The 18,671-nt window shown below is 73.0% G+C and carries 13 protein-coding genes and 1 pseudogene; 10 read left to right on the top strand and 4 right to left on the bottom strand.

Features of this window, described 5'->3' with window-relative positions:
* Window positions 1–311 (bottom strand): DUF5691 domain-containing protein (locus ACWCXB_RS35655; RefSeq protein WP_450728506.1); only part of this gene is annotated, 311 nt, incomplete at its 3' end.
* Window positions 312–350: 39 nt separating this feature from the next.
* Window positions 351–1,700 carry an SWIM zinc finger family protein gene (locus ACWCXB_RS35650; RefSeq protein WP_450728504.1) on the bottom strand — a complete coding sequence of 450 codons (1,350 nt, stop codon included), beginning with the start codon at window positions 1,698–1,700 and terminating at the stop codon, window positions 351–353.
* Between the two features lie 118 nt (window positions 1,701–1,818).
* On the opposite strand from ACWCXB_RS35650, the gene ACWCXB_RS35645 reads away from it, so the two are divergent.
* The 7 genes from ACWCXB_RS35645 to sucD all read left to right on the top strand — a co-directional run bounded on the left by ACWCXB_RS35645 (window position 1,819) and on the right by sucD (window position 11,570).
* On the top strand, window positions 1,819–2,931 hold the full coding sequence (locus ACWCXB_RS35645; protein ID WP_450728502.1) for an ATP-binding protein: 1,113 nt from the start codon (window positions 1,819–1,821) through the stop codon (window positions 2,929–2,931).
* Window positions 2,928–5,609 (top strand): DUF5682 family protein, encoded by a 2,682-nt coding sequence (locus tag ACWCXB_RS35640; RefSeq protein WP_450728500.1) that lies wholly within the window; start codon window positions 2,928–2,930, stop codon window positions 5,607–5,609. The genes ACWCXB_RS35645 and ACWCXB_RS35640 overlap by 4 nt, the downstream gene beginning before the upstream one ends.
* On the top strand, window positions 5,606–6,844 hold the full coding sequence (locus ACWCXB_RS35635; RefSeq protein ID WP_450728498.1) for a VWA domain-containing protein: 1,239 nt from the start codon (window positions 5,606–5,608) through the stop codon (window positions 6,842–6,844). Before ACWCXB_RS35640 ends, ACWCXB_RS35635 begins: the two co-directional genes overlap by 4 nt.
* 197 nt (window positions 6,845–7,041) lie before the next feature.
* Window positions 7,042–7,980, top strand: coding sequence for a hypothetical protein (locus tag ACWCXB_RS35630; protein ID WP_450728496.1), 939 nt, complete (start codon window positions 7,042–7,044; stop codon window positions 7,978–7,980).
* A gap of 89 nt (window positions 7,981–8,069) precedes the next feature.
* Window positions 8,070–9,041, top strand: a complete 972-nt coding sequence (locus ACWCXB_RS35625) for a hypothetical protein (protein WP_450728494.1) — start codon at window positions 8,070–8,072, stop codon at window positions 9,039–9,041.
* A 447-nt stretch (window positions 9,042–9,488) separates the two neighbouring features.
* Entirely contained in the window at window positions 9,489–10,664 is a 1,176-nt protein-coding gene (gene sucC / locus ACWCXB_RS35620) for an ADP-forming succinate--CoA ligase subunit beta (RefSeq protein ID WP_450728492.1), read from the top strand.
* Between the two features lie 21 nt (window positions 10,665–10,685).
* Window positions 10,686–11,570: a succinate--CoA ligase subunit alpha gene (gene sucD, locus ACWCXB_RS35615; RefSeq protein WP_450728490.1), complete on the top strand. Its 885-nt coding sequence runs from the start codon at window positions 10,686–10,688 to the stop codon at window positions 11,568–11,570.
* Between the two features lie 134 nt (window positions 11,571–11,704).
* Here sucD and ACWCXB_RS35610 read toward each other — a convergent pair.
* A pseudogene (locus ACWCXB_RS35610) lies at window positions 11,705–13,297 on the bottom strand (sigma factor-like helix-turn-helix DNA-binding protein).
* Between the two features lie 123 nt (window positions 13,298–13,420).
* On the opposite strand from ACWCXB_RS35610, the gene ACWCXB_RS35605 reads away from it, so the two are divergent.
* Window positions 13,421–15,241, top strand: a complete 1,821-nt coding sequence (locus ACWCXB_RS35605) for a cell division protein PerM (protein WP_450728488.1) — start codon at window positions 13,421–13,423, stop codon at window positions 15,239–15,241.
* Between the two features lie 10 nt (window positions 15,242–15,251).
* On the opposite strand, the gene ACWCXB_RS35600 is transcribed toward ACWCXB_RS35605, so the two are convergent.
* The gene (locus ACWCXB_RS35600; protein WP_450728486.1) at window positions 15,252–16,124 is read right to left on the bottom strand and encodes a hypothetical protein; all 873 of its coding nucleotides are present in this window, start codon (window positions 16,122–16,124) and stop codon (window positions 15,252–15,254) included.
* 237 nt (window positions 16,125–16,361) lie between these two features.
* On the opposite strand from ACWCXB_RS35600, the gene purN reads away from it, so the two are divergent.
* Entirely contained in the window at window positions 16,362–16,976 is a 615-nt protein-coding gene (gene purN / locus ACWCXB_RS35595) for a phosphoribosylglycinamide formyltransferase (RefSeq protein ID WP_450728484.1), read from the top strand.
* Between the two features lie 11 nt (window positions 16,977–16,987).
* The gene (gene purH / locus ACWCXB_RS35590) at window positions 16,988–18,538 is read left to right on the top strand and encodes a bifunctional phosphoribosylaminoimidazolecarboxamide formyltransferase/IMP cyclohydrolase (protein ID WP_450728508.1); all 1,551 of its coding nucleotides are present in this window, start codon (window positions 16,988–16,990) and stop codon (window positions 18,536–18,538) included.
* Window positions 18,539–18,671 lie beyond the last annotated feature (133 nt).

Raw genomic sequence — 18,671 nt, 5'->3', positions numbered from 1 at the left:
CACGCGCTGGGGCTGCTGCTGCTCTGGGCGGGCGACGAGGAGGCGGTCCGGGCCTCCGAGGTGCCGGACTGGGCGGGCTCGGGCAGGGCTCGCCGGGAGTCGTGCGGCGCCGGTTCCGGGAGCGGCCGCGCCGCGGCGGGCCGCAGCCCCGCCCGCCGCCGCACGGTGTGCAGAGCGGCCGCGTCGAGCAGAGCGACCGGAGCCTCCTTGCCGGGCGGTACGAGATCGGCGGGCGGGGTCCTGCGGTCGGTGCCGAGGAGAGCCGAGGTGACGAGCTCTTCCCAGGCGGTCGTGCGGGTGGTGCTGGTCATCGGGTCCTCCGTCGTACGTCCATGAGCGCGTCCATACGGTCAGGTGAGGGCGACCGTCTCGGGGGTCTCGTCGGACCAGGCGGCCAGCGGCAGGAAACCGCGGTGCCCGAACTCGCCGAAGACGGTGACCGGGCCGCCGCCGGACACGGCGGCGAGCTTCCACAACCCGGGGCGGGACAGCGCCACCGGCGCGACCGGCAGCGCGGACCGCCCGTCCGCGTCGGCCAGTTGCCAGCCGTCGTCCGCCGGGACCGGTACGACCCCGGACACCGTGACCGGCCAGGAGTCCAGCCACGGGTCCTCGCGCAGCGCTGCCCCGTACGCGGCCAGCGCATCCGCCGTGGAACCGCCCGGCGGCGGCGTCTTGAGCGGGACCGGAGGGCCGAACTGCTCGCCCAGATCCGCCCGCAACTGTCCCGCGCCCCCGTACGGCACGAGCTCGGCGTCGATCATCAGTCCTGCGGGCAGGGCCACTTGTGGCGCGCGCCCGGCTGCCCCGAAGGAGAGCAGCAGCGCGGTCCGCCCGGTCTCCCGCCCATGGAGCCAAACGCGTCGCGTGGTGATCTTGCCGTCGGCCGTGTCGTACTGCGCGAGCACCAACCAGTCGTCCCTGACCGCGGGCCCTTCCGCGGGCGCTGTGAGTCCGACTCTCGTGCGCACGGTCGCGGCGAGTGGCTCCGGCAAACGCTCCACGTCCAGCCAGGCCCGGTCGAGGAGGTGCACCAGCGCGCTCTCCTCCAGCAGCCGCACCGGCCAGCCCGGCCCGGAACCCGGGACGGCCCCCAACTCCCGGACCCGCCCTGCCAGTCCGGGTGCCTGGGCGTCGACCATGCGCGCGGCCGTCTCCTCCCACAGTCCGTACCCGTCCTGCTCCGCCGAGGCCAGACCTCCCCGCATCAGATCCGCCAGCCGCTGCTCCAGCTCCGTGGCCCCCGCGGTGATACGGCCGGCCCTGCGCTCCGCCCTGCGCCTGGCCGCCTCCGGACCGGCGGTCTTCGCGGACCGTCCATCGCCCGAGCCCGGTTCCTCCTTCTCCGCCGCTCGCTTGCGGCGCCCGGCCAGCCACTCGTCCGCCCAGTCCGGCACCTCGGAGGCCCGGACCGCCTCCTCGTCGCCCGCCCAGAGCAGCAGCAGCCCCAGCGCGTGCTTGCACGGGAACTTCCGGCTCGGGCAACTGCACTTGTACGCCGGACCCGTCGTGTCCACGATCGTCTGATACGGCTTGCTGCCGCTGCCCTTGCACAGCCCCCAGACGGCGCCCGAACCGCTGCTGCCCGCGCCCGACCACGGCCCGGCGGAGCCGAGCTTGCTTCCCGCCTTGCGTGACGAGTCGTCAGGAGCCAGAGCCAGCACCTGTTCCGCCGTCCAGCGCACCCCCTGCTGATTCATGGGAACGACCGTACGGTGCACCACTGACAACGCGGTCCGACCTGCGCAAACGGTCGACTGTCAGTGGCATGGTGCACGGTGGAACCCACATCCGGTCGACCGATCTGGAGGGGGATCCATGACCGTGCCCGAAACCGGTGCAGACTCCGGCACCGAGGTCCTGCGACCGCATGCCGAGGACGCCTTCGCCGACGAACTCAAGGCGCTGGCCGCGGCCGACGACCGGCCGCGGCCGACCCGCTGGCGGCTCTCGCCGTGGGCTGTGGCCACGTATCTGCTCGGCGGCACACTGCCCGACGGGACGGTGATCACACCGAAGTACGTGGGGCCCCGCAGGATCGTCGAGGTCGCCGTCACGACGCTCGCCACCGACCGCGCGCTGCTGTTGCTCGGCGTGCCCGGCACCGCGAAGACCTGGGTGTCCGAGCATCTCGCTGCGGCTGTCAGCGGAGACTCCACCCTGCTCGTCCAGGGCACGGCGGGCACGCCCGAAGAGGCCATCCGGTACGGGTGGAACTATGCGCAGTTGCTCGCCCACGGCCCCAGCCGCGACGCGCTCGTGCCCAGCCCCGTCATGCGCGCCATGGCCGAGGGGATGACCGCGCGCGTCGAGGAGCTCACCCGCATTCCGGCGGACGTGCAGGACACGCTCATCACGATCCTGTCGGAGAAGACGCTGCCGATCCCCGAGCTGGGACAGGAAGTGCAGGCGGTCCGCGGCTTCAACCTCATCGCCACTGCGAACGACCGCGACCGCGGGGTCAACGACCTGTCGAGCGCGCTGCGCCGCAGGTTCAACACGGTGGTGCTGCCGTTGCCGGCGACCGCGGACGCGGAGGTCGACATCGTGTCGCGACGCGTCGACCAGATAGGGCGCTCTCTCGACCTGCCCGCGGCGCCCGAGGGCGTCGACGAGATCCGCCGCGTGGTGACGGTCTTCCGTGAGCTGCGCGACGGGATCACGGCGGACGGCCGTACGAAGCTCAAGTCCCCTTCGGGGACGCTCTCCACGGCCGAGGCGATCTCGGTCGTCACGAACGGCCTCGCGCTTGCGGCCCACTTCGGCGACGGCGTGCTGCGCCCGGGCGATGTGGCGGCCGGCATCCTCGGCGCGGTTGTCCGCGACCCGGCGGCGGACCGCGTCATCTGGCAGGAGTACCTGGAGACGGTGGTGCGGGAGCGGGACGGCTGGAAGGACTTCTATCGCGCGTGCCGAGAGGTGAGCGCATGACGGCGGCGGTCATGGCTGCGATGACCCGCGCCGGGGTTGCGACGACCCGCGCCACGGACGGGCCGCCGCTCGCCCTGCGGTCCGCCGTGGAGGTTGCGGCCCCCGCCGCGGGGGTCTCGCCCGGGGTGACGGCCGGATCCGGCCCCCGCGCCGCCGGTCCGGCGCAGGTGAGCGCCGTAGCGGCCACCGCCCCCGTCACGGCCGCGTCCGGTGCCGATCCTGGCGGGTCCCTACACGTCGATGTGCCGGGCGGGTTCGGCATCCGGCCGGACGCGGGCGCACCGGGTACCGTCACCGCTCCGACCGCGGAGAGGGCGTGGCCCGGCGACGGGCCGCTCGTGCTCGGGGTGCGGCATCACGGGCCCGGATCGGCGCGGGCGGTGCGGGCCGCGCTCGAGGCGGTGCAGCCCAGGGCGGTGCTGATCGAGGGGCCGCCGGAGGGAGACGCCCTGCTGCCACTCGCCGCGGACGAGGGGATGGTCCCGCCGGTCGCGCTGCTGGCGCACGCCGTGGACGACCCCGGGCGAGCGGCCTTCTGGCCGATGGCGGAGTTCTCGCCGGAGTGGGTCGCGATCCGCTGGGCGCTGGCGCACGACGTGCCCGTACGGTTCATCGACCTGCCCGCCACGCACTCCCTGGCGGCGGCCGCCGATCCCACGTGGGGCGATGGGGACGAGGAAGGGGAGGTGCACCCGGGCGAAGGCGAGGCGGCGCTGCGTGTCGATCCGATCGCGGTGCTTGCCGAGACCGCCGGTTACGACGACCCGGAGCGCTGGTGGGAGGACGTGATCGAGCACCGGGCCCCTGCGCAGTCGAAGCCGGGCGCCGCGTTCCCTGCCGACCCGCTCGCGCCGTTCGCCGTGCTCGGCGAGGCCATGGCCGCACTGCGCGAGGTGTACGGACACGGCGGGCACGACCGCGACCTCGTTCGCGAGGCCCATATGCGGATCCAACTGCGCGCGGCACGCAGGGAGTTCGGGGACGAGATCGCCGTCGTCTGCGGTGCCTGGCACGTCCCCGCGCTGACCGGCCGGGCCGGGAAGCCGACCGTCACGGCCGACCGTGCCCTGCTCAAGGGGCTTCCCAAGATCAAGACCGAGATGACCTGGGTGCCCTGGACGCATCGCAGGCTCGCCCGGCGCAGCGGATACGGGGCGGGAATCGACTCGCCCGGCTGGTACGCGCATCTGTTCAGCGCCCTCGACCGCCCTGTCGAGCGCTGGATGACCAAGGTCGCCGGGCTGCTCAGGGCCGAGGACCGGCTCGTCTCGTCCGCCCATGTCATCGAGGCGGTCCGGCTCGCCGAGACCCTGGCCGCGATGCGCGGCCGGCCGCTCGCCGGGCTGAGCGAGACGACCGACGCGATACGGGCCGTGATGTGCGAGGGCTCCGACGTGCCGCTCGGGCTGATCCAGGACAGGCTGATCACCGGCGATGTGCTCGGCGAGGTGCCGGAGACGGCTCCTGCCGTCCCGCTGCAGCGCGACCTGACCCGCCTCCAGCGCACCCTGCGGCTCAAACCGGAGTTGCTGGAGCGCGAGTTGGAGCTCGATCTGCGCAAGGAGACCGACGCCTCGCGCAGCCGGCTGCTGCACCGGCTGCGGCTCCTCGGAGTCGGCTGGGGCACCCCGGTGGCGGGGCGCGGCTCGACCGGCACGTTCCGGGAGACCTGGCGACTGCGCTGGGAGCCCGAGCTCTACGTCAAGGTGGCCGAGGCGGGGGTCTGGGGTACCACGGTGCTCTCGGCCGCCACGGCCAAGGCCGAGTCGGAGAGCGCGTCGGCGACCGCGCTCTCCGAGGTGACGGCACTGGCCGAGCGCTGCCTCCTGGCCGAACTGCCCGACGCGCTCCCCGTGGTGATGAAGGCCCTCGCCGACCGTGCGGCCCTCGACGCGGACGTCGGTCACCTTGCCCAGGCGCTGCCCGCGCTCGCCCGTTCCCTGCGGTACGGGGATGTGCGAGCCACGGACACCGCCGCGCTCGGCGAGGTCGCGGCCGGGCTCGCCGAGCGGATCTGCGTCGGCCTGCCGCCCGCCTGCACCGGGCTCGACGCGGACGGCGCCGCCGAGATGCGCGGCCATCTCGACAGCGTGCACACGGCGATAGGCCTCCTGTCCGAGGCCCGGGCCCGGGCCCAGGCCGAGGCCGAGGCCCAGGCAGGGGAGCTGGGCGAGCGCTGGGCGGCCGTCCTGCGCAAGCTCGCCGCGCGCGACACCGTGCCCGGAGTGATACGGGGGCGCGCGGCACGACTGCTGCTGGACGAGGGGCGGCTCGCCGAGGACGAGGCCGCGCGGCTCATGGGCCTCGCGCTCTCGCCCGGCACCCCGCCCGCCGACGCCGCGGCCTGGATCGAGGGCTTCGTCGGCGGCGCGTCCGGAGGCGGCATGCTCCTGGTCCACGACGAGCGTCTGCTCGGGCTCGTCGACGCCTGGCTGACGTCGGTGCCGGCCGACGCGTTCACGGACGTACTGCCGCTGCTGCGGCGCACGTTCTCGGCGTACGAGCCGGGCGTCCGGCGCACCTTGGGCGAGCTGGTGCGACGCGGCCCGGCGGCAGCGGGCGAGGGGCCGGTGCGGGGGGAGGCCGGTGTGCCCGGATTCGGGCCCGGACTCGACGAGGAGCGGGCCGACGCGGTGCTGCCGGTACTGCGGCTGATCCTGGAGGGGGACCACGTATGACAACGGCTCACACGGATCACACGGCCCACGCGGCAGACACTGCGGCGGGCGCGGCGGCACACACAACGGTCGACAGGGCGGCCGACACCGCATCCGACGAGCGGCTGCGGCGCTGGCGGCTCGTGCTCGGCGGGGGAGGAGCCGACGGGACGGGCTGCACCCTGACCGGGACGGACGCCGCGATGGACGGCGCGCTCGGTGCGCTCTACGGCACGGGGAGCGGCAAGGAGCGCGGGAGCGGAAGGCGTTCGGGGGGCCTCGAGGGATCCGCGCCCAATGTCGCGCGCTGGCTCGGCGACATCCGGACGTACTTCCCGAGCTCCGTCGTCCAGGTCATGCAGCGCGACGCCATCGACCGTCTCGGCATCGGCACACTGCTGCTGGAGCCCGAGATGCTGGAGGCCGTCGAGGCGGACGTCCACCTCGTGGGGACACTGCTCTCGCTCAACAAGGCGATGCCCGAGACGACGAAGGAGACCGCCCGAGCCGTCGTCCGGAAGGTCGTCGAGGACCTGGAGAAGCGGCTGGCGACCCGCACCCGCGCCACCCTCACCGGCGCGCTCGACCGCAGCGCCCGCATCAACCGGCCGCGCCACCGGGACATCGACTGGGACCGCACGATCCGGGCGAACCTGAAGAACTACCTCCCTGAGTACAACACCGTCGTACCCGAGCGGCTCATCGGCTACGGCCGCGCCTCGCAGGCGGTGAAGAAGGACGTCGTCCTGTGCATCGACCAGTCGGGGTCGATGGCGGCGTCGGTGGTGTACGCGTCCGTGTTCGGGGCGGTGCTCGCGTCGATGCGGTCGATCGCGACCCGGCTCGTCGTCTTCGACACGGCGGTCGTCGATCTCACGGACCAGCTGGACGACCCGGTGGACGTGCTGTTCGGCACCCAGCTCGGTGGCGGTACGGACATCAACCGCGCCCTTGCGTACTGCCAGTCGCAGATCACCCGGCCCGCCGACACCGTCGTCGTGCTGATCAGCGACCTCTACGAGGGCGGCATACGGGACGAGATGCTCAAGCGCGTCGCGGCGATGAAGGCGTCGGGTGTGCAGTTCGTCGCACTGCTCGCGCTCTCCGACGAGGGGGCGCCCGCATACGACCGTGAGCACGCGGCGGCGCTGGCGGCGCTCGGGGCACCGGCGTTCGCGTGCACGCCCGACCTGTTCCCGGAGGTGATGGCCGCGGCGATCGAGAAGCGGCCGCTGCCGATGCCGGCCGATGGGTGAGGCGGTGCTGGGTGAGACGGGGCGCTGGGGTGTGCGTCGCATTGCAGGGGGACTGGTACGGGTCGGGCCACTGCTCATAACGGACATGGCGACTCATCAGTAACAAGGGGCTTGCGTGACCCCGGGAGTCTCGTGCAAGCATCGTGCCCGTTGCCCTCGGAAGGGCATGTTCCGCGACTGGGAGGGCTCGCCCCGCTTTGACTGTCACCGCTGCTCAGCCCGCAGCCGCCGTGCGCTTCGCGCGCGGGGCGGCCAGGCGGCATGCGGTGCGCGCGGTGCAGGTGTTGCTGTTCGTCGGCGGGCTGGTGGTGCTGGGGTTCGTCCTCGGCGGCCAGGCGCACGCGGCGGAGCAACCGGCCGCGAGTACGCCGCTCGACGGCGTCGCCCGTACCGAACCGGTCGAGCAAGTCCGTGACGCGGCAGAGCCGGTGGCCGAGCGCGTTGCGGCTGCGCCTGTTGCTGAGCGGGTGGCCGGGCCGGATGTCGAAGCGGTCGTCACGCCGGTCGTCGACACGGTCGACACGGTCGACTCGAACGGCGGCGCGTTCGCCGAGCGGGTGGTCGAGCCTGTCGCCGAGCCCGTCGAGCAGGTCGTGGAAGGGGCCGTTCAGGGCGCGGCGCAGGCCGTTCCCGTACGGCCACTGCCCGGACGGCCCTGGCCCGCACAGGACTGGGCCTCTCCGATGTGGCCCGGCGACGGGCTCGGTGTGTCCGTCCTCGTGCCCGCACAGGACCAGCCGCAGGACTCCGCCCCGGGCGCCGTCCACCGCGACGAGCCGCGCTCCGAGAAGACCGCGGCTGATGCGTCCGAGCACACCCGGGCGTTCGCGCACGCCCGCACTGACGTTCATTCCCAGGTGTACATGCACCGTGCGCCCGAGTCGTACATGACGGCCGCGTCGGGAAGCTCCTTCGGCGGGCGGCTGCCGCTTCTTCCCGGTCAGCTGCCGGCAGGTCCGGGCGGCAGCGCCGTCATCCAGTCCGTCGGTGACGGCCACACGCAGCGCGGCGGTGACCAGCACGGCGCCTGGTTCTCGCAGGCCATGGCGTTCGGGCTCGTTCCCGGTTCTCTGCAGCCGGCCACCGGCACCGCGGTGCGTGAGCGGCACCGCGACGTTCTCGAATTCCCCGGATAGGGCAGGCCGTTCCTCTCGCCTGAGACCTGCCGCGCGGGGGCGGAGCAGGTCTGCCCGAATCCCCCGAATTCGAAGGAACTTCCCGAACCATGAACAAGAACATCCGCCGTTCCATAGTCGTCGCGGCCGGCGCCGCCGGTATGTGGGCCATCGGTACCGCAGCCGCAAGCGCGGACGAGCTCCCCTCGCTGTCCCTCTCGACCCCGGACCAGGCGACCGACACGGTCGACACGGTCGAGGACACGGTCACCGGCGTCACCGACGCCGTCGCCGACGCCCCGGCCGTCGCCGCCGTCACCGGCGAGGCGCAGGCCGCCGGCGGCGCCGCGGTCGCCGAGGCCGAGGAGGCCAGGGGTGCCGTTCAGGACGCCACCCAGGCCCCGGTCGTGTCCACCGCGGACCAGGCCCGTCAGTACGCCGAGGGCGAGCTGACCGACGTCCAGGGCGAGATCGACTACCTCTTCGGCCCGCTGGCCGCCTTCGCTCCCGAGCTGGTGGACCAGGCCCCCGCCGCGGCCCAGGGCTACGCCCAGGGTGCTGTCATCACCGCGACCCCGATCGCCGACGAGACGGCGCAGGACGTCCTGCCCCCGATCGCCGGCCGAGCGGTCGACGGCGTCGTCCCGGTCGCCGGTCAGGCGGTCGGTGACGTCGGCGGCCTCGCCACGGGCGTCGTCGGCGACGTGACCCCCTTCGCGGGCGGTGTCGTGAGCGAGGTCCAGCCCTTCGCCGGCAGTGTGGTCGGCGAGGTCCAGCCCTTCGCGGGAGGGGTCGTCGGTGCGGTCCAGCCGCTCGTCGAGACCGTCGTGGACCAGGTCGGGCCGGTCGTGTACGGGGTCGGCGGCTCCGCCGGCACCCTCGCGGGCGGTGTCGTCGGCGACGTCCAGCCGTTCGCCGGCGGTGTGGTCTCCGAGGTGCAGCCGTTCGCGCAGGACGTGACCGGCACGGTCGCGACGACCTCGGTCGCCGGCAACGCCGTCTCCGGAGTGCAGGGCACGGCCTACGCGGTGACCCCGAGCTACGTCGACAGCATGGGCCACACCCTGACCCAGGGCATCTGACGACGCCACGCACCAGGTGACCGGCGGGTCACGGACATCGACGGGCGGTCCCTGTTTGGGGTGGGGGCCGCCCGTTCCCGTTCCCGTTTCCCGGCGGGTGCGCGGCCCCGTCCCACCCGGCGGCCCCCGACCCGTAGGCCGCCTGTGCCCGGCTCGCACCCGGCGCGGTACTCGACCCGTACCCGGCGCCGTACCCGGTCCGTGCCCACGCCGTGGCCGTCCCGTAACCGCAGAGTTCCGCCACGCGCGCTACCTGTGACAGGTATCACCGCCCCGGTGTGATCTGTGATTTAGGGACCCACGTCCCTCGGGGATAACCTGCGAGACGGACATGCCGCGTGCTCGGACACCGTGTACGCCTCCCTAGTGACTGCGCAGTCACGTTGCCCTTCGCGGCACGCCCACGCAGACAACGAACCGCGAATCACTGAAAAGGGACGGACGCGCGTGGACCTGTTCGAGTACCAGGCGAGGGACCTCTTCGCCAAGCACGGTGTACCGGTGCTGGCCGGTGAAGTCATCGACACGCCTGAGGCGGCGCGCGAGGCGACCGAGCGACTGGGCGGCCGTTCGGTCGTCAAGGCGCAGGTGAAGGTCGGCGGCCGCGGCAAGGCCGGTGGCGTCAAGCTGGCCGCCACGCCGGACGAGGCTGTCGCCCGCGCGACGGACATCCTCGGTATGGACATCAAGGGCCACACGGTCCACAAGGTGATGATCGCCGAGACCGCGCCCGAGATCGCCGAGGAGTACTACGTCTCGTACCTCCTCGACCGCACCAACCGCACCTTCCTGGCCATGGCCTCCGTCGAGGGCGGCATGGACATCGAGGAGGTCGCGGCCACCAAGCCCGAGGCCCTCGCCAAGATCCCGGTCGACGCCAACGAGGGCGTCACCGCCGAGAAGGCCCGCGAGATCGTCGAGGCCGCGAACTTCCCGGCCGAGGTCGCCGAGCCGATCGCCGAGATCCTGCAGACCCTGTGGAAGACCTTCATCGCCGAGGACGCGCTCCTCGTCGAGGTCAACCCGCTCGCCAAGGTCGCCGACGGCCGGGTCCTGGCCCTGGACGGCAAGGTGTCGCTGGACGCCAACGCCGAGTTCCGTCAGCCCTCGCACGCCGAGCTCGAGGACAAGGCGTCGGCCAACCCGCTCGAGGCCGCTGCCAAGGCCAAGGGCCTCAACTACGTCAAGCTCGACGGCGAGGTCGGCATCATCGGCAACGGCGCGGGTCTGGTCATGTCGACCCTCGACGTCGTCGCCTACGCCGGTGAGCACCACAACAACGTGAAGCCCGCCAACTTCCTCGACATCGGTGGCGGCGCCTCCGCCGAGGTCATGGCGAACGGCCTCGAGATCATCCTCGGCGACCCGGACGTCAAGTCCGTCTTCGTCAACGTCTTCGGCGGCATCACCGCGTGCGACGCGGTCGCCAACGGCATCGTGCAGGCCCTGGAGCTCCTCGAGTCCAAGGGCGAAGAGGTCACCAAGCCGCTGGTCGTGCGCCTCGACGGCAACAACGCGGAGCTGGGTCGCCAGATCCTGGACGACCGCAACCACCCGCTCGTGCAGCGTGTGGACACCATGGACGGAGCGGCCGACAAGGCCGCCGAGCTGGCTGCGAAGTAAGGGACGAGGGACACCAACACCATGGCTATCTTCCTCACCAAGGAATCCAAGGTCATCGTCCAGGGCATGACCGGCTCCGAGGGCCAGAAGCACACCAAGCGCATGCTGGCTTCCGGCACGAACATCGTCGGTGGCGTGAACCCGCGCAAGGCGGGCACGACGGTCGACTTCGATGGCACCGAGATCCCCGTCTTCGGGTCGGTCGCCGAGGCCATCGAGAAGACCGGCGCCGACGTGACGGTCATCTTCGTCCCGGAGAAGTTCACCAAGGACGCGGTCATCGAGGCGATCGACGCCGAGATCGGCCTGGCCGTCGTGATCACCGAGGGCGTCGCGGTCCACGACACCGCGCAGTTCTGGGCGTACGCGGGCGCCAAGGGCAACAAGACCCGGATCATCGGTCCGAACTGCCCGGGTCTGATCACCCCCGGCCAGTCGAACGCCGGCATCATCCCGGCCGACATCACCAAGCCCGGCCGCATCGGTCTCGTGTCCAAGTCCGGCACGCTGACCTACCAGATGATGTACGAGCTCCGTGACATCGGCTTCAGCTCCTGCGTCGGCATCGGCGGTGACCCGATCATCGGCACCACCCACATCGACGCCCTGGCCGCCTTCGAGGCCGACCCGGACACCGACCTGATCGTGATGATCGGCGAGATCGGCGGCGACGCCGAGGAGCGTGCGGCCGACTTCATCAAGGCCAACGTCACCAAGCCGGTCGTCGGTTACGTCGCGGGCTTCACCGCGCCCGAGGGCAAGACCATGGGCCACGCGGGCGCCATCGTCTCCGGCTCCTCCGGCACCGCGCAGGCCAAGAAGGAGGCCCTCGAGGCCGCCGGCGTGAAGGTCGGCAAGACGCCGACCGAGACGGCGAAGCTGGCGCGCGCCATCCTCGCGGGCTGACCTCTCGGGTCTCCTGGATCTCTGTGATCCTCTGGATCACTGGGGTCCCTTGGACCTCTCGGGTCCGACCTGATTGCGCGAAAGGGCCCGCACCCCGGACATCCGGGGTGCGGGCCCTTCCGCGTGCCCGTGCCTCAGTGGGCGAAGGGTTGCAGGCGTTCCGGGCCCTTCAGCGGGTGGTGCCGCAACATCGTCTCCAGTTCGATGTAGCGCCTGGTGATGGCGGGAGGGCCGTAGTTGGGCCGTACGCCACCGACCGACTCGCCGGGTGCCTGCGGGGCTTCGTAGTGGCTGTCCGAGGTGACCATCGTGAGCGCCGCCGCCCCCAGGATCAGGGCGGTGAGCCCGAAAGCGGCCCGCGTCCAGAACTGGGTACGGCGTTCGCTGCCGGCCCGTACGGCACGGGCCGACGCGATCTCGGGTCCGGGCGCATGGGCGACCAGCTCGGCCAGCTCCTCCTGCAGGACCTCGGGCTCGGCCAGCTCGGGGAGCTGCTCGGCGATGGCGGCGCGGGCGTGCAACAGCCGGTTCGCGGCGGCGGGGGTGCTCGCCTCGGTCTCGGCGGCCGTGTCGGGAAGGTCGAGGCCGAGCCCGTCGTACAGGAGCAGCGTGCGGCGGTACGGCGGCGGCAGCTCGAGCAGCGCCTCGCGGAGGGCCTGCCGACTCGACTCCAAAGGCTCGGAGTGCTCGGAGTGCGCGGAGGGCTCGAAGCGCTCGGAAGGCTCCGAAGGCTCTGAGGGGGAGGGCTCGGCAGACCCGGACGCCTCGGAAGTCCCGGACGTCGGGGTCGGGACGACGGGGTCGGGGTGGCGGAGAGAGCGGCGCAGCTGGTGCCAGGGGGACATCGCGTACTCGTACGCCGCCGCACGCACCCAGCTTGCCGGGTCGCGGTCGACGGCGACCTCGGGCCAGCGCTGCCAGGCGACGTGGAAGGCGTGCTCGACGGCTTCGAGGGACAGCTCGCGGCGGCCGGTGAGCAGATAGGTCTGACGGGCCAGGTCGGGGGCGGTTTCCGTGTAGAGGGCGTCGAACGCCTCTTCGGCGGTGAGCACGGGGTCCTCGGAAGGCATGGGGGGAAGCGCCGGGACAGGAGGTGTCCAGCGCCCGGTGCTCTGGGCCGAGGAGGCCGAGGAGGCCGAGGAGGCCGCGGAGGCCGAGGTGGCCGCGAGGAACCGGGACGGGCGGGATGCGCGGGCCCGCGCGGGCACGGTCGAAGGGGCGGCGGTGGGCGGCCCGGTGCGCCGGTCGACGGTGGATGGCCCGGTGCGCCGGTCGACGGTGGATGGCCCGGTGCGCCGGTCGGCGGTGGGCGGCCCGGTGCGCCGGTCGGCGGTGGATGGCCCGGTGCGCCGGACGACCGTGGGATCGTCCTCTCGCTGTACCGCCTGTACCTTTCCACCCTTCACCCCGTGCGGCCCCGGTGCCTCTACGGCCGCTCCGGCCTTCGTCGCCTCCCTGGCCTTCGTAGCCTCCACAGCCTCTCCGGCCTCCCTGGCGGCGACCTCCTCCTCGCACGTGGCGAGCAGCTTCGCGTACACCTCGCGCTTGCGTCCGCGCGGACTGGTGCGGCCCGCCTCCCAGGACTTGACCGTCGCCCGTCTTACCCCGACGGCCTCCGCGACCTGCTCCTCGCTGAGCGACTTCGCCTCGCGCAGCCTGCGCCTCTCCTTGGGGGAGGGCAGTGGAGTGGCGCCGGTCTCGGTGGGGTCCGCGGCACTCTGCGTCATGAGGGGCTCCCCGGGGCCGGGAGGCTGCACTGGGGCGAAAAGTACATAAGCGTATTTTGTGCGACACAACGGCCTTCTGCCTGTTACGCGGATAAAGCGCGTGTCGTTGGCAGCATGGCCCGCGTGACCCAGTTGACCGACCGCAGCCCCACCTTCGTCGCCGTGCAGGGCTCCCGGCCGCCCGCCGCCGTCCTGGCGGCGGCCGCTCTGCGCGGGATGATCGCGGCAGGACTGGGACTCGGCACGCTCGCCGCCCTGGTGACGGTGATGTGGATCAGTTCGCCGTACCCGGACAGCGGCCCCAGGGGGGCGCTGCACGTGGCGGCCGCGCTGTGGCTGCTCGCGCACGGCACGGAGCTGGTCAGACCCGACACGCTCTCGGGTACGCCCGCGCCCGTCGGGGTCGTACCGCTGCTGCTGGTGGCGCTGCCGGTCTGGCTGGCGCACCGGGCCGCGCGCGACACGCTGGAGTGCGACGCCGGGCCCCGGGCGTCGGTGGGACTCGTCGTGTCCGGGGTGACCTGCGGCTATCTACTGGTCGCAGCATGTGTGGCGCTCTACTCGGCGGGCGGGTCGCTCGCCGCGGAGCCGGTCAGCGCGGCGCTGCATCTGCCCGTGGTGGCGGTCCTGTCCGCGGCGGCGGGGGCGTGGACGGCGTACGGGTGGCCGCTCGGGCCGCTGCCGGGATGGATGCCGGAGGGCGTACGGGTCGCGCTGGCGCGCTCCCGGGTCACCGTCGCGCTCCGGGCGGCAGGTGCCGCGGGCGCGGTGCTGCTCGGAGGCGGGACGGTGCTGGTGGCGGTGTCGCTCGTGTGGCACGCGGGTGCGGCGCAGGAGTCGTTGCTGCGACTGGCGGCGGACTGGCCAGGACGTTTTGCGGTGCTGCTGCTGGCGCTGGCGCTGGTGCCGAATGCGGCGGTGTGGGGTGCGGGCTACGGGCTCGGCTCGGGGTTCGTGCTCGGTACGGGAGCGACGGCGACGCCCCTCGAGGTCGTGGGGGACCCCGTGCTGCCCCACTTCCCGCTCCTGGCGGCGGTCCCGGCGGAGGGGCTGGGTACGCCGCTGACCTGGGCGTGCGCCGCGGTGCCGGTCGTGGCGGGCGCTACGGCGGCATGGTGCGCGGCCCGTGCTTCGGCGGTTCCGGATGCGGGTGCGGACGGGGGTGCCGTGGGTGCCGTGGGTGCCGGCAGCGGGGCCGCCTGGACCCGGCGCGAGGCGGCTGTGACCGCGCTGCTCGCGGCGGTGCTGTGCGGGGCGCTGATGGCGCTCCTCGGGGCGGCTGCCGGTGGCCCGCTGGGTACGGGCGTCCTGGCCGCGTTCGGCCCGGTGTGGTGGCGGATGGGCGTGGCGGCGTTCGTCTGGACGGCCGTCATCGGCGTCCCGTCCGCGGTCGCCGTCCAGGCCTGGCGCCTCCGTCGAGCCCGCCGGCCGCTGTCCGAGGCCCTGGCGGACTGGTCCTCCGCGCGCGGAGCCGGGTGGGCGGCACTGAAGCGGGCGTCGAGGGGGCTGATGGCCGCGCTTCCGGCGCTGCCGGGTGCGTCGTCGGCGCACCGTGCGCCTGCCGAGGGCTCCACGGCCCCAGGGCCCGCGGAGCCGTCGCCCGCGCCGTCGGGACGTCTGGATGCGTATGCGGATGCGGAGGCGGAGGCGGAGCCCGTCCCGATCGACATGCCGGACGAGCAGGGGGCTTCCCCCACCCCGCCCCTTCCCGAACCGGGGCTCTGCCCCGACCCCCCGTTCGTCTGCGGACCGTGGGCCGGTTGTGCCCACCCGCCCCCAGAGTTTCACCCGGGAGGTACCCCCAGCCCTGCCCCCAGCCCTGCGGAACGACTGCCCACAACCGGGGTGGCGCCTACGCCCACACCCCCCGCAGGGCCGGGCGCGGCAGGTGGCGGCAGTACGGCGACGCCCCCGCCCCCCGATTCCGGGGAGGCGGAGGCGTAACCGGCGGTGGCTACTCCGGGACGCCGATCAGCTTGCGCAGGGGCTCCGGGAGGAGATCGTTGCAGGCGAGCTGGCCCGTCTTGGTGAGGGCGTCGTCGCGGCAGGTGTAGAAGTCGCGGTAGACGAGCTGCATCGTGAAGGTCATGGCCACGATCGCGAGCGCGAGCCCCGCCATCACGATGCCGCTGACCGCAGCCGTGACCTGGGGCTTGCCGCCCTCGGGCTGGGCGGGAGGGGTCGTCGGCGCGGCCGTGGAACCCTCCGCCGGGCGGCGGTTCTTCGCGCGCAGGGAGCTGCCGCCCCAGTACAGCGCGAGCGCGCCCAGCAGCAGCGCGATCTCCGAGAGGTCGAAGAGGGCGAAGAAGAACGCCCACATACCTGCGAGCAGTGCGTAACGGGCGCGGCGCTGGGCCGGGTCCGTCGGGTCCCAGCGCAGACCGGTGCCGGGACCGCCGCCCTCGGGGCCGCCCTGACCGCCGCCACCCGGACCACCCGGACCACCCGGACCACCGGGACCGCCCTGGCCACCACCGTTCTGCCGGCCGCCGAAGCCGCCCGAGGACCGCCCCGGCTGGCGGCTGCTCCACTGGCTGCCCCAGCCCGAGGACGGACGCTCGTCCTCCCCCTGCTGACCGCCCTCCTGCCGATCCCCGTCATCCCCCGACCCCGACCCTGAGCCCGAGCCATGGCGCGGCTGCCACGGCCGGTCCGGGGTGCCGTCCGGCGGCGGCGCGAACGGATTCGTGTCGTTCGTGTGTGTGGGCGTGGGCGTGGGCTCCGTGGACCCCGCCGAGTCCGTGGACTGGCGGTCCCGCAGCAGCAGGGAGCCCCGCTCGCGGGCGAGCGGGAGGCGGAGAGCCGTGCGGCGGCGTCGGTCCGGCATGTGGTGAACGTCTTCCCCTCTGTACCTCTGTACGCGGGTACTCCGTCTGGGGACGGGCCCTGTCCCCAGACGCTACCTCCCGGCCCCGCCCCCGTCCCCTGGGGGCCGCTCGGTGTGCCGGTATCGTTGCTGACGGTCGACGGCTTCGTAGAGTTCCCCTATCGGCGGTCTCGTTTCATTCGTACGACCGCACAAAGACCCCCCATAGACGTACCGCAACGCGAAAAGAGTCCCCCAGTGGCTGCCGCCCGCCTCGTCGTCCTGGTCTCCGGATCCGGCACCAATCTCCAGGCGTTGCTCGACGCCATCCACGAGGATCCCGACGGCTTCGGTGCCGAGATCGTCGCCGTCGGCGCCGACCGCGACGGCATCGCCGGCCTCGAGCGCGCCACCCGTGCCGGGATCCCCACGTTCGTCCGCAAGGTCAAGGACTACGCGACCCGCGAGGAGTGGGACCGGGCCCTGACCGAGGCGACCGCCGCCTACGAGCCGGATCTGGTCGTGTCGGCCGGCTTCATGAAGATCGTCGGCAAGGACTTCCTCGCCCGCTTCGGCGGTCGGTTCGTGAACACCCACCCCGCCCTGCTCCCCAGCTTTGCCGGTGCCCACGGAGTGCGTGACGCGCTCGCGTACGGCGTGAAGGTCACCGGATGCACCGTCCACTTCGTCGACGACGGCGTCGACACCGGCCCGATCATCGCGCAGGGCGTGGTGCACGTACGGGACGAGGACGATGAAGCCGCTCTGCACGAGCGCATCAAGGAAGTCGAGCGTCAACTGCTCGTCGATGTCGTGGGGCGTCTGGCCCGTAACGGCTACCGCATTGAGGGACGAAAGGTAGTTATCCCGTGACCGCCGAAACCATGAAGCGGCCCATCCGGCGCGCGCTGGTCAGCGTCTACGACAAGACCGGCCTGGAAGAGCTGGCCCGTGGCCTGCACGAGGCGGGCGTGGAGCTGGTCTCCACCGGCTCGACCGCCGGGCGCATCGCCGCGGCCGGTGTCCCGGTCACCAAGGTCGAGGAGCTCACCGGCTTCCCCGAGTGCCTGGACGGCCGCGTCAAGACGCTGCACCCGCGGGTGCACGCCGGCATCCTCGCCGACCTGCGCCTCGAGGCGCACCGCGAGCAGCTCGCGGAGCTCGGCGTCGAGCCGTTCGACCTCGTGGTCGTGAACCTCTACCCGTTCCGGGAGACCGTCGCCTCCGGCGCGACGCCCGACGAGTGCGTCGAGCAGATCGACATCGGCGGCCCCTCGATGGTGCGCGCCGCCGCCAAGAACCACCCTTCCGTGGCCGTCGTCACCAGCCCCGAGCGGTACGGGGACGTCCTCACCGCCGTCGCGTCGGGCGGCTTCGACCTGGCGGCGCGGGGGCGCCTCGCCGCCGAGGCGTTCCGGCACACGGCGGCGTACGACGTCGCCGTCGCCTCCTGGTTCGCGTCCTCGTACGCACCGGCCGACGAGTCGGGGTTCCCCGACTTCCTCGGCGCCACGTACGAGCGCTCCAACGTCCTGCGCTACGGCGAGAATCCGCACCAGGACGCCGCGCTGTACGTCACCGAGGCGGGCGGCGGGCTCGCGCAGGCCGAGCAGCTGCACGGCAAGGAGATGTCGTACAACAACTACACGGACACGGACGCCGCACGCCGTGCCGCGTACGACCATGCCGAGCCCTGCGTCGCGATCATCAAGCACGCCAACCCGTGCGGTATCGCGATCGGCGCGGATGTCGGCGAGGCCCACCGCAAGGCGCACGCCTGCGACCCGCTGTCCGCCTTCGGTGGCGTCATCGCCGTCAACCGGCCGGTGACCCTGGAGATGGCCGAGCAGGTCGCCGAGATCTTCACCGAGGTCATCGTGGCGCCCTACTACGAGGCCGGCGCGGTCGAGGTCCTCGCCCGCAAGAAGAACATCCGCGTGCTGCGCTGCCCCGACGCCCCGTCCGCCCCGGTCGAGCTCAAGCCGATCGACGGCGGTGCGCTGCTCCAGGTCACCGACCGCCTCCAGGCCGACGGGGACGACCCGGCGAACTGGACGCTCGCGACCGGCGAGGCGCTGAACGCCGAGGAACTCGCCGAGCTCGCCTTCGCCTGGAAGGCCTGCCGGGCCGTCAAGTCCAACGCGATCCTGCTGGCCAAGGACGGGGCCTCGGTCGGCGTCGGCATGGGCCAGGTCAACCGCGTCGACTCCGCGAAGCTCGCGGTGGAGCGGGCGGGCGAGGAGCGGGCGCGGGGCGCGTACGCCGCGTCCGACGCGTTCTTCCCCTTCCCGGACGGCCTGGAGATCCTGACCGCTGCGGGCGTCAAGGCCGTGGTCCAGCCGGGCGGTTCGGTGCGGGACGAGCAGGTCGTCGAGGCCGCGAAGAAGGCGGGCGTGACGATGTACTTCACGGGGACGCGGCACTTCTTCCACTGAGCGACGGCGGCTTCCGCCCAACGACGGCGGGGGGGGGGGGGGTGGGGGGTGGGGGGTCGAGCGCCCGGCGGAGGCTTCCGTGGGGTGGGGGCCCCCCCCCGCACACGCCCACAACCAGTGGAGCTGTGGGTGT

It is taken from the genome of Streptomyces sp. NPDC001514 (assembly GCF_053597075.1).
The sequence above is the reverse complement of the archived record's forward strand: the minus strand, read 5'-3'. Positions and strand labels throughout refer to the sequence as shown.

Bases quoted from the DNA above. Each gene is read 5' to 3' on its own strand.
- ACWCXB_RS35650 (WP_450728504.1), bottom strand. From the start codon at position 1,700: ATGAATCAGCAGGGGGTGCGCTGGACGGCGGAACAGGTGCTGGCTCTG.
- ACWCXB_RS35645 (WP_450728502.1), top strand. From the start codon at position 1,819: ATGACCGTGCCCGAAACCGGTGCAGACTCCGGCACCGAGGTCCTGCGA.
- ACWCXB_RS35640 (WP_450728500.1), top strand. From the start codon at position 2,928: ATGACGGCGGCGGTCATGGCTGCGATGACCCGCGCCGGGGTTGCGACG.
- ACWCXB_RS35635 (WP_450728498.1), top strand. From the start codon at position 5,606: ATGACAACGGCTCACACGGATCACACGGCCCACGCGGCAGACACTGCG.
- ACWCXB_RS35625 (WP_450728494.1), top strand. From the start codon at position 8,070: ATGAACAAGAACATCCGCCGTTCCATAGTCGTCGCGGCCGGCGCCGCC.
- sucD (WP_450728490.1), top strand. From the start codon at position 10,686: ATGGCTATCTTCCTCACCAAGGAATCCAAGGTCATCGTCCAGGGCATG.
- ACWCXB_RS35600 (WP_450728486.1), bottom strand. From the start codon at position 16,124: ATGCCGGACCGACGCCGCCGCACGGCTCTCCGCCTCCCGCTCGCCCGC.
- purH (WP_450728508.1), top strand. From the start codon at position 16,988: ATGAAGCGGCCCATCCGGCGCGCGCTGGTCAGCGTCTACGACAAGACC.